The 10,797-nt window shown below is 72.5% G+C and carries 9 protein-coding genes and 1 riboswitch; of the genes, 1 reads left to right on the forward strand and 8 read right to left on the reverse strand.

Going from position 1 to position 10,797, the window contains the following annotated elements; translation table 11 throughout:
• Positions 1-92: 92 nt before the first annotated feature.
• From ACFV0Q_RS30735 to ACFV0Q_RS30745, 3 genes are all read right to left on the reverse strand, one after another.
• Positions 93-1,319, reverse strand: coding sequence for an MBL fold metallo-hydrolase (locus ACFV0Q_RS30735; protein WP_385009650.1), 1,227 nt, complete (start codon positions 1,317-1,319; stop codon positions 93-95).
• Between the two features lie 199 nt (positions 1,320-1,518).
• The gene (locus ACFV0Q_RS30740; protein WP_385009652.1) at positions 1,519-2,304 is read right to left on the reverse strand and encodes an SGNH/GDSL hydrolase family protein; all 786 of its coding nucleotides are present in this window, start codon (positions 2,302-2,304) and stop codon (positions 1,519-1,521) included.
• Between the two features lie 163 nt (positions 2,305-2,467).
• Positions 2,468-3,484, reverse strand: coding sequence for a peptidoglycan DD-metalloendopeptidase family protein (locus tag ACFV0Q_RS30745; protein WP_385009654.1), 1,017 nt, complete (start codon positions 3,482-3,484; stop codon positions 2,468-2,470).
• A gap of 4 nt (positions 3,485-3,488) precedes the next feature.
• Positions 3,489-3,653: riboswitch (cyclic di-AMP (ydaO/yuaA leader) on the reverse strand.
• Between the two features lie 317 nt (positions 3,654-3,970).
• On the opposite strand from ACFV0Q_RS30745, the gene ACFV0Q_RS30750 reads away from it, so the two are divergent.
• On the forward strand, positions 3,971-4,789 hold the full coding sequence (locus ACFV0Q_RS30750; RefSeq protein WP_385009656.1) for a tyrosine-protein phosphatase: 819 nt from the start codon (positions 3,971-3,973) through the stop codon (positions 4,787-4,789).
• A 77-nt stretch (positions 4,790-4,866) separates the two neighbouring features.
• Here ACFV0Q_RS30750 and ACFV0Q_RS30755 read toward each other — a convergent pair whose 3' ends face one another.
• The 5 genes from ACFV0Q_RS30755 to ACFV0Q_RS30775 all read right to left on the reverse strand — a co-directional run.
• On the reverse strand, positions 4,867-6,270 hold the full coding sequence (locus ACFV0Q_RS30755; protein ID WP_385009658.1) for an aspartate aminotransferase family protein: 1,404 nt from the start codon (positions 6,268-6,270) through the stop codon (positions 4,867-4,869).
• Positions 6,267-7,298: an adenosyl-hopene transferase HpnH gene (gene hpnH / locus ACFV0Q_RS30760; RefSeq protein WP_385009660.1), complete on the reverse strand. Its 1,032-nt coding sequence runs from the start codon at positions 7,296-7,298 to the stop codon at positions 6,267-6,269. Before hpnH ends, ACFV0Q_RS30755 begins: the two co-directional genes overlap by 4 nt.
• 5 nt (positions 7,299-7,303) lie before the next feature.
• Complete coding sequence (locus tag ACFV0Q_RS30765; protein ID WP_385009661.1) at positions 7,304-7,945, reverse strand: 1-hydroxy-2-methyl-2-butenyl 4-diphosphate reductase; 642 nt, start codon at positions 7,943-7,945, stop codon at positions 7,304-7,306.
• Positions 7,942-10,023 (reverse strand): squalene--hopene cyclase, encoded by a 2,082-nt coding sequence (gene shc / locus ACFV0Q_RS30770; RefSeq protein WP_385009663.1) that lies wholly within the window; start codon positions 10,021-10,023, stop codon positions 7,942-7,944. The genes ACFV0Q_RS30765 and shc overlap by 4 nt, the downstream gene beginning before the upstream one ends.
• Positions 10,024-10,141: 118 nt before the next feature.
• Positions 10,142-10,797 (reverse strand): polyprenyl synthetase family protein (locus tag ACFV0Q_RS30775; RefSeq protein WP_385009665.1); only part of this gene is annotated, 656 nt, incomplete at its 5' end.

A 10,797-nucleotide genomic window follows, 5' to 3' on the forward strand; every position in this document is an offset into this window, starting at 1 on the left:
GGGCACCCCACCGGGCACCCGGGCCTCGCGCTCCCCTCCCGCCTCCGGGGCTACACGGAGCGGTGGCGGGAGAACCACAGGACGACCGTCCGCTACGAGCCCACGGCCTCCGGCTCACCCTGCCCGGCCGGAGCCGGCGCGGGGTCCGCGGCCGGGGCGGCGGGTCCGGCCGGGGCCTTCGCCCGGGCGGGGGCGCTCGCCGCCACCGGGGGTCCGGCCACGAAGGGCCGCCACCAGGCCTCGTCCGGGGCGTCGGCCGCGCCGGGCTCGAAGGGCTGGCCGGGGATCGGCAGGGCGACGGCCGCCCCGGCCGCTCCGGCGGCGGCGACGGTGCCCTCGCCCGGCTCGTCCCACGAGTGCAGGGCGAGGTTGAAGGTGCCCCAGTGGATCGGCAGCATCGTGCCGCGCGCCACGCCGCCCTGGAGGTCGAGGTGGGCCTGGATCCCCTCTTCCGGGGTCATGTGGATGTCGGGCCAGTACTCGGAGTAGGCGCCGATCTGGATCATCGTGGCGTCGAAGGGGCCGTGGGCGGCGCCGATCTCCTCGAAGCCCGGGAAGTAGCCGGTGTCCCCGCTGTGGAAGATCCGGTGCTCCTCGCCCGCCACGACCCAGGAGGCCCACAGGGTGAACTGCTGGTTGCGCAGGCCGCGGCCGCAGAAGTGCCGGGCCGGGGTCGCGGTGAGGGAGAGCCCCGCGACCTCGGTGGCCTCGTTCCAGTCGAGCTCGCGCAGCCGGTCCGGCCGCACGCCCCAGCGCTCCAGGTGCGCGCCGACGCCCAGCGGGACGGCGAAGACCGTGTCCGTGCCGGCCAGCGCCTTGATCGTGGGGAGGTCGAGGTGGTCGTAGTGGTCGTGGGAGATGACCACGACGTCGACCTCGCCGAGGGAGGCCAGCGGCACGGGGACCGGGTGCAGCCGCTTGGGTCCGGCGAAGGGGAAGGGGGAGCACCGCTCGCCCCACACCGGGTCGAAGAGCACCCGGCGTCCGTCGATCTCCGCGAGCACGCTGGAGTGGCCCATCCAGGTCAGGCGCAGCCCGCTGACCGGCGGCTTGGCCAGCTCGGCGAGGGTGGTGGGGTACACGGGGATCGGCGCGCCAGGGTTGCGCCGGACGCGCTGCTCCTTGTGGAAGTAGATCTTGGCGAACTCGACCATCGATCCGGACGGCCTGGTCCGGGCCCCCACGGGGTTCTGGAAGACGCCGTCGGCGAAGTTCGGCGAGCGCAGGATCCGCTCCAGCCGCGCGCCGGAGGGATCCGCGCCGAAGGCTTCGGGCCGCAGGGCGCGCAGCCGGGGACGCAGGGGAAGGGAGCCGGTCAAGGCGCCTCCTGGGAAAGGTGCAGGTGGGGCGGGACGGTCGGACGTCTACGACCATCCCAACGCACGGCGGGCCCCGAGGATTCCGCCTCGGGCCCGCCTGTCGCCCCGCGTGTCTCCCGCGTGCCTCCGCGTGTCGCCCGCCCCCGCGGGCCGGTCCCGGGGGACCGGCCCCGGTCCCGCCCCCGTACGTCCGCTTCCGCTACAGGGGCAGCAGGTCGGGCCGCTTCGCCTCGACGTGGTCGCCGGAGGACTCCCCGCGCAGCCGCCGCCCGATCCAGGGCACGAGGTGCTCGCGCGCCCACTGGATGTTGTCCCGGGTGACGTCGACCGATCCGCGCGGCGGGGTCGGCGGCCACGGCTGGTCCGGGTCGGCGGGGACCTCGTAGCCGAGGACCTGCGCGGCGCGCAGCGCGACGCGGGTGTGCCCCTCGGGCGAGAGGTGCAGCCGGTCGCCGTCCCAGGCCCGCCGGTCCTGGACGGACTTCAGGGACCAGAGGTCGAGGACGGGGCAGTCATAGCGGTCGGCGATGGCGCGGACGTGCGCGCTGTACGTCGCGACCTTGCCCCGCAGGTGCTTGAGGACCGGTACGCCGCGGGTGTCGAAGCCGGTGGTGATCATGACGAGGCCGATGGACCCGGTGAGGTCGGCCACGGCCGCCTCGAACCGTTCCGCCACGTCGTCGGGGTCGCTGCCGGGCCGGATGATGTCGTTGCCGCCCGCGCAGAAGGTGACCAGGTCGGGTGCGAGGGCCTTGGCCCTGGGGACCTGTTCGGCCACGATCTGGTCGAGGACCTTGCCGCGGACCGCGAGGTTCGCGTAACGGAAGTCGTGCTCGTCGCGCCGGTCGGCCAGGAGTACGGCGAGCCGGTCCGCCCAGCCGAGATACGAATCCCCGGGTCCCGGGTCCCCCACGCCTTCGGTGAAGCTGTCCCCGATCGCCGCGTACGAGCCGATGGTCTTGAGTGTCGTCGTCGTCGCTGCCACGGGACAACATCCTTCACCCCCGTCACCAACCTACGCCAACGTAATGAGGGGTTGACGGACCGTGATCTATACCACGCGAGGGATAAGGAATAAGTACACGTCGGGCCGGGACCCCCCTCAGGTCCCGGCCCCACGCGTGTCCGTGCCGCTGCGGCGGGCTCCGTCAGATGCTGACGCCCTTGGAGCGGAGGTAGGCCAGCGGGTCGATGTCCGAGCCGTACGCCGGGCCGGTGCGGATCTCGAAGTGGAGGTGCGGGCCGGTCACGTTGCCGGTGGCGCCGGAGAGGCCGATGCGCTGTCCGGCGGTGACGCTCTGGCCCACCGAGACGGAGAGCTGGGAGAGGTGGCCGTACTGGGAGTACTTGCCGTCGGCGTGCTTGATGATCACCTCGTTGCCGTACGCACCTCCCCAGCCAGCGGAAACGACGGTGCCCGCGCCGACCGCCTTGACGGTGGTGCCGGTACTGGCGACGAAGTCGACGCCGGTGTGGTAACCGGAGGACCACATGCTGCCGCTCTGGTGGTACGGGGTGGAGGTGCCGCCGCTGACCGGGGCGACGAAACCGGAGCCGTTCGAGGGGGCGGCGGATTCCGCCGGGGCCGCGGGCGCGGAGGGCGCCGGACGCTGGGCGGGGGCCTTGGTGCGCTGCCCGGCGGAGGGGGCGGACTTCGGGGCCGGGGTCTCGTCGGCGGCGTCGTCGCCGGCGGTGCCCGCGTCGGACGACGTCTCGTCGGCCGCCGGAGCCTCGGTCGAGGATTCCTCGGCCGGGGCCTCAGGAGCCTTCGGGGCGGGGGTCTCGCCGTGCCCGCCCAGGGTCAGCCGCAGGCCCGGGTGGATGAGGGAGGGGTTCGTTCCGACGGCCTCGCGGTTGTCGGCGTAGAGCCGCTCCCAGCCGCCGTCGAGGTGGCGCTCGGCGGCGATCTTCGAGAGGTAGTCACCCGGCACGACGGTGTAGACGGCCGGAGCGGCGGCGGGGGCGACGGCCGGGGCGGGCGCGGCGGCCCGGAGGGCCGAGGGAACCTGCGCGGCCTGCACGGGCGTCGCCGCCGGGGCGGCGGCGTGCGCGCCGGCGGCACCCATCAGCGGCAGCGCGAGGGCCGCGCCGCCGGTACCGGCCACGGCGAAACCGCGGGATATGGAACGGGACTTCGGACGGCGGTGCTTACCCTTTGCGGGCATGGCGGATTCCTCTCCGTCGCCTGCGAGGTGAGCTGTCGGGTTCGGAATGGAGATCTCCGGCCGTACCCGTGGGACACGCGTACGACTTCACCCCGAGCCGTCCGGAAAAGATCCGGAACGGCGGCTTACCTGGTTCCCCCGCTCCTGCCGCGCGCGTCGATGGTCGGGTGCGGTTCCCGGGCGGCGGCAGGATTAGGCGGTCCACCCGGATCGATCGCGAAGGTAATCGAGCGGAGCCGCACACAACAAGCCATGAATTCCCTGACGGAATCGCAGGTATGAGGGACAGACGGAATTCCCGTCACCCTCCGTCCATTCCCGGCCCGCAACAGCCGCCCTGGCAAGGGAATTCGCATGTCGCGATCAGGCACGGACGGTCACCGTATGATCTGGCTCACGGGGCCTGGCGCGATCTCGCCTCCACATATGGCAAGTTGGTCCCAATCAGATCAATTCGGACACCCAGGACCATGCGGAGGAGCACACGTGACCCAGCAGATACCCCAGCCCCTTCCGGGCCGCCCCGAGCCCGGGCCGGAGCTGACCGGAGTGCGCAACTTCCGTGACGTGGGCGGCTTGCCGGCCGCCGGCGGACGGAGGGTCAGGCCGGGACGACTGTTCCGAAGCGGACATCTCGCACATGCCACCGAAACCGACGCAGAGTTCCTCCGCTCGCTCGGTCTGCACACCGTCTTCGACTTCCGCAACGCGGCGGACCAGGCCCTGGAGGGGGCCGACGTCGAGCTGACGGGTGTACGCAATGTGAACATCCCGCTCACGGACCCGGCCGACGGCCGGGAGTTCTGGAAGATGGTCCGCGACGGCGACCTCGGCCAGCTCCGCGAGGTGCTCGGCGACGGCAAGGCCGCGGCCCGGATGACGGAGTCGTACCGGGTCATGATCCGCTCCCGCACCGCCGAGCACGGCCGGGTGCTGCACGCGCTCGCCGAGGACAGCGTCCCGGCGCTGATGCACTGCGCGGCGGGCAAGGACCGGGCGGGGCTGTCGGTCGCGGTCACCCTGCTCGCGCTCGGCGTCGAACGCGAGGCCATCGTGGCGGACTACCTGGAGTCGAACGCCCCGCACAACCGCTACCGGGTGCGGCGCGGCAGCGACACGGCCGACGCCCGCTCCCCCGAGGTGATGGAGCTGCTGGCCCCGCTGTTCGACGCGCGCGCCGACTACCTGCTCGCGGCGTTCGGGACGATCGACGACCGGTGGGGCGGGGTGGAGCGCTACCTCGCCGAGGGCCTCGGCCTCACCCCCGCCACCCTGGACCGGCTGCGCGACCGGCTGCTGGACTGAGGGCGGGGCGCGGGTCCCGGACGACGCGAAGGGGGCCCGGTCACCCACCGGGCCCCCTTCGCGTACCCCGCGCGGGTTCAGCGGTTGCCGACGGCCTGCCTGACCAGGGTCCTGCCGAAGTCCCACATCAGCCCGCTCCCGCCGTGCGCCTCGTCCATGACCTCCCGGAAGGCGCCGACGAACCGGTCCACGTCCCGCTCGTCCACGATGAGCGGCGGGATCAGCTTGATGACCTCCAGGTGGTCGCCGGAGACCTGGGTGAGGATCCGGTGCTTGCTCAGCAGCGGCACCACGACCATCTGCGCGAACAGCCCCTTGCGGGCCGCCTGGAGCACGGCCCACCGGCTGCGCAGGCCCAGGGAGGACGGCCGGCCGAACTCGATGCCGATCATCAGCCCGCGCCCCCGCACCTCGTGCAGCAGCTCGTACTCGTCCACCATGGCGGCGAGCTTCCCGCGCAGCAGGTCGCCCATGGCCCGGGCGTTCGCGACGGTCTCCTCGTCCTCCATCACGGAGAGCACCGCCAGCCCGGCCGCCATCGCCTGCGCGTTGGAGCCGAAGCTCGCGGAGTGCACGAGCACGCGGTCCATGGAGGAGTAGACCTTCTGGAAGATCCAGTCCTTGCCCAGGGTCGCGCCGACCGGGACGTAACCGCCGGAGAGGGCCTTGGCCACGCACACCAGATCCGGTTCCACGCCCGGCTCGTGCTGGTACGCGTAGAAATCGCCGGTCCTGCCGAGGCCGGTCTGCACCTCGTCGACGATCAGCAGCGCCTTGTGGCGGTGCAGCATTTCCTGCGCGGCGAGCAGGAATCCGGGCGGGGCGGCGAGCACCCCCTTGCCCTGGACCGGCTCGACGATGAGGGCGGCGACGTCCCCGCGCTTCAGCTCTCGTTCGAGGGCGGCCAGATCCCCGAGCGCGATCTTCGTGTCGGGGAGCAGCGGGGCGAAGCCGTCCCGGAAGCCGCCTTCGCCGTTGACCGACAGCGAGCCCGTGGTGAGCCCGTGGAAGGCGTGGTCGCAGTACAGCACCCTGGGCCGTCCGGTGGCGTACCGGGCGAACTTCAGGGCGGTCTCCACCGCCTCGGTGCCGCTGTTGCCGAAGAAGACCCGGTCCAGGTGGGGGCTGTGCGCGAGCAGCTTCTCGGCCAGCAGCCCGGGCAGCGGCTGGCAGTCGAAGCGGGTCAGGTCGGCGAGCTGGGCGTCCAGTACGTCGTGCAGGGCCCGGCGCACCACGGGGTGGTGCCGGCCCAGGCCCATCACCCCGAACCCGGCCAGCATGTCGAGGTAGTCGTTGCCCTCGGCGTCCCAGAAGTGGGCCCCCTCGGCCCGCTCGTAGACCTTGTCGAAGCCGATGGTGCGCAGCATCCGGGGCAGTTGGTGGTTGAGGTGGCGGGCGTGCAGCTCGTACCGCTCCCCGCCGCGCTCGGCCAGCAGCGCGGCGAGGTCGAATCCCTTGCCCCCTCCCGGCCCGGACGTCATGACGAGGTGGCCCGGTTGCCGCCGATCGTCTCCCGGGCCGCGCGCAGGGACTCCTTGAGGGAGCCCATGGTGGCGAGGACGGCGGTGGGCTCGTAGCCGCAGTGCGCCATGCAGTTCGCGCAGCGCGGGTCCTTGCCGCGGCCGTACTTGTCCCAGTCGGTGTCGTTGATCAGTTCCCGGTACGTGGGCACGTACCCGTCGCTCATCAGGTAGCACGGGCGCTGCCAGCCGAAGAGGGAGTAATTCGGAATGGCCCAGGCCGTGCAGGGGAAATCCGCCTTTCCTTCCAGGAAGTCGAGGAAGAGCGGGGAGTGGTTGAGCCGCCAGCGCCGCCGGTTGCCGCCGGCGAAGGCCTTCTTGAAGAGTTCCCTCGTCTGTTCGACGCCGAGGAAGTGTTCCTGGTCGGGTGCCTTTTCGTAGGCATAGGCGGGCGAGATCATCATCTCGTCGACCTGGAGGTCGTCATTGAGGTAGTTCAGCACCTCGATGATCGTCTGCGGGGTGTCGGTGTTGAAGAAGGTGGAGTTCGTGGTGACCCGGAATCCCCGCCGCTTCGCCTCCTTGATCGCGGCCACGGCCTCGTCGAATACGCCTTCCTTGGCCACGGATTCGTCGTGGCGTTCGCGCAGTCCGTCGATGTGGACGGCGAAGGCGAAGTACGGGGAGGGGGTGAACTTCTCGATCTTCTTGCGGAGGAGCATCGCGTTCGTGCAGAGGAATACATACTTCCGCTTCGCCACCAGCTGCCGCACGATCTCGTGGATCTGCGGGTGCATCAGGGGCTCGCCGCCCGCGATGGACACCATCGGCGCCCCCGACTCCAGGACGGCGCCGACCGCCTGGGCGACCGGCATGCGCTGCTTGAGCACCCCGGCCGGGTGCTGGATCTTCCCGCACCCCTCACACGCCAGGTTGCAGGCGTAGAGCGGCTCCAGCTCGACGATCAGCGGGAACTTCTCACGCTTGCGGAGCTTCTGTTCGAGAAGATAGGTCCCGACCCTGATGGACTGTCGCAACGGCATGGCCATCTGGCTCACCTCCTGGGGAGCAGCAACGAACGGTGCCAGTCATAAAACGCGGGCCGTACGGCACGCAGCACGCGGAAGGCCGATATTCCACCGCGAACCGTGCCGATACGGACGAGCTCGTGCTCCGGAGCGTCCACGATCACCCGGACGGCCGCAACCGGGCGGCCGCCGTCGTCGTGCGCGGTCCACAGGGTGGCCGCCGACTCCATGTCGACCGCGATGGCGCCGGTGGCGCGCAGCTGCGCGCGCTCCTGGCCGCGGACGACGTGGTCCGATCCGGTCAGTGCGCCGGTGTGCACGGTCCGGCCGGGTGCGGCCCGGGCCAGTGCCTCGGCGAGCAGGGCGGTGCCCGTGCAGGCGACCGCTCCTCGGGGGTCCCGGGTCTCCTCGGCGACCACCAGGTCGCCGGGGTGCATGCCGGGGAGGAGGCCGGCGCAGAAGCCGGTCGCCAGGACGGCGGCCCGCTCCATGCCCGGCCGCCGCAGGGCCCGCGCGACGGCGCGTTCGGCAGCGCGGGGGCCCATGCCGGTGCGCAGCAGCGCCCCGTCGGGTGCGCCGCCGCGGCCGGCGCTGCGCAGGGCCGCCTGCTCGATGCGCAGGGCGCAGGCGATCAGCAGCGGGGGCCGGGGGCCCGCTCCGGAGGTCATCGTGGCCCCTCGGCCGGGGCCTGGGCCTGGGCTCCGGTGGTGCGGGCGCGGTCCGGGTGGAAGGGCTCTCCGTGCAGGTAGCGGCCCAGCGCGGTGAGCGGGAACACCTGCCGGTAGAGGTGGTAGTTGATGGAGAAGTCCCAGGGGAAGCCGGTACCGGTGAAGTACGGCTCGTCCCAGGTCCCGTCGGGACGCTGGGTCTCCACCAGGTACGCCAGTCCCCGCTCGACGGCCTCGCCCTCGCGTTCCCCGGCCGACAGCAGGGCCATCAGCGCCCACGCGGTCTGGGAGGCGGTGGAGGCACCCTTCCCGGCCCAGGAACGGTCCTGGTAGGAGCGCTGGTCCTCGCCCCATCCCCCGTCCTCGTTCTGTACGGTTTCCAGCCAGCGCACGGCCCGCCGCACCGCGGGGTGCGCGGGGGCCGTCCCGGCGGCGACGAGGGCCGGGACCACCGAGCCCGTGCCGTACACGTAGTTGGTGCCCCAGCGGCCGAACCAGCTGCCGTCGGCCTCCTGTTCGGCGAGCAGCCAGGCGATGCCGCGCCGGGTGCGGGGGTCGGCGGCCTTGCCCTCGAAGGCGAGCATCTCCACCACGTGGGCGGTGACGTCGGCGGAGGGCGGGTCGATGACCTCGCCGAAGTCGCAGAAGGGCAGCCGGTTCGGCAGGGTGCTGGTGTTGTCGGCGTCGAAGGCGCCCCAGGCGCCGTTCTTCGACTGCATGCCGAGGTTCCAGGACACCCCGCGGGCGATGGCCGCCTCGACCTTCGCCGGATCGGGGTGGCGGATCCGGCGCAGGGCCAGGACGACTTCGGCGGTGTCGTCGATGTCGGGGTAGTTGTCGTTGTGGAACTCGAAGGCCCAGCCGCCGGGTTCGAGCCCGGGACGGCGCACGGCCCAGTCGCCGCTGCGCCGGATCTCCTCGCCGAGCATCCAGTCGGCGGCCTTGACCAGGGCCGGGTGGTCGGGGCGCACCCCCGCGTCGGCCAGCGCGATGGCGGCGAGGCAGGTGTCCCAGACCGGGGACTGGCAGGCCTCGATCATCCGGGCGCCGTCCTCGCGCCAGACCGCGAACCGGTCGAGGGAGTCCAGCCCGGCCCGCATCACCGGGTGCTCCAGGTCATAGCCGAGCAGGTGCAGGGCGATGACCGAGTACACGGCGGGCGGCTGGATCCCGCCCCAGCAGCCGTCGTTCTCCTGGCGCTCGACGATCCAGCGGCCCGCGGCGGTCATGGCCGCCTTGCGCAGCCGGCGCGGGGCGAACCGCCGGTAGGCGTGCAGGGCCTTGTCCATGCGCTCGAAGGCGCCGTCCCAACTCGCCAGCGGAGCGGGCCGCTTGACGGGGTGGGGCGCGCGGGCGTCGGTGTGCAGCTCGTCGAGGGCGAAGGGGGCCGGGCGGACGGGCCGCTGCGCTGAGACGACCGTGAGCGGGACGATGGTCTGGCGGGCCCAGCAGCCGAAGTCGTAGATGTTCAGCGGCACCCAGGACGGCAGGAAGAGCAGTTCGGGCGGGAGTTCGGGCAGGTGGTCCCAGCTCCACCAGCCGAAGAGGGCCAGCCAGATCCGGGTGAACACCCGGGCGGAGGCGATCCCCCCGTGGGCCCGGATCCAGGCCGAGGCGCGGGTCATGTGCGGGGCGTCGGGCGGGTCCCCGGCCAGGCGCAGGGCGACGTACGCCTCGATGGTGGCGGAGAGTTCGGGCGGTCCGCCGTGGAAGGTGGCCCAGGTGCCGTCGGCCTGCTGCTCGCCCCGGATGAAGAGGGCGGCGGCGTGCGTGGTGGCCTCGTCGCGGATGCCGAGGAACTGCCGCAGCAGCAGGTCCTCGGCGTCCATGGTGACGTTGGTCTCCAGGTCGCCCTTCCACCAGCCGGCCGGGTCCTGGCGCTCCATCAGCTCGTGGACGGCCCTGGCGGCGGCCTCCTGGACCTCGTACCGCAGGCCTTCGGCCGGGCCCGCTCCGCCGGGTGGTCCCTCGGCCGCGGTGGATGGCGCGGGGGGCGTGGCCGTCCCGGCCGCCGCGCTCCCGTGTTCCGGATCCGCGCCGCCGGCCATCGCACCGGCGCCGTCGGTCGTCGCTGTCATGGCTTCCCCTTAGAACAGTGAGCTCTGCTGTGCTGGGGTCTGCCGTCGGCCGGTGCGCGCCTACCAGGGGGCGGCGCCGGCCGGCGACTCGCGCTTCATATCCGCTGCCGGGTGGCGATCACCTCTTGCGCACGACGACGAAGTCGGCGAGGGCGACGAGCTGGTCCCGTACCCGCTGCGGCATGTTCACATCATCCAGGGCGCGGATCGCCACCGCGTGCTGGCGGCGCGCCTCGTCGGCGGTCCACTGGCGGCCCCCGGCGGCCTCGATGAGCGAGGCGCGGTGGGCGAACTCCTCCTCGGAGAAGTTCTCGAAGTCGTTGCTCTTGGCGTCGGCGGCCAGCAGCTCCGCGAGTTCCTCGCAGGCCGGTCCGCCGGCCGCGAGGGCGGCGACCACCGGGAGGGACTTCTTGCGCTGGCGCAGGTCGCTCCAGGTCTGCTTGCCGGTGGCCTCCGGGTCGCCCCAGATTCCGAGGAGGTCGTCGACGGCCTGGAAGGCGAGGCCGAGGTGGTAGCCGTACTCCTCCAGCTTGTCGGCGGTGCGGTCGTCGGCGCCGCCGAGGACGGCGCCGATGGAGACCGCGCAGGCCAGCAGGGCGCCGGTCTTGTTGCCCTCCATCTCCAGGCACTCCTCGACGCTGACGCGCTCGCGGTGCTCGTAGGAGATGTCCTGGGCCTGGCCGTCGATGAGCTTGCGGCTGGCGGTGGTCAGGCGGCGGGCCGCGCGGCCCGCCTCGACGGTGCCGAGCTCCAGGAGGACCACGGTGGCGAGGG

It is taken from the genome of Streptomyces sp. NPDC059564, assembly GCF_042735575.1.
GTDB lineage: Bacteria > Actinomycetota > Actinomycetes > Streptomycetales > Streptomycetaceae > Streptomyces.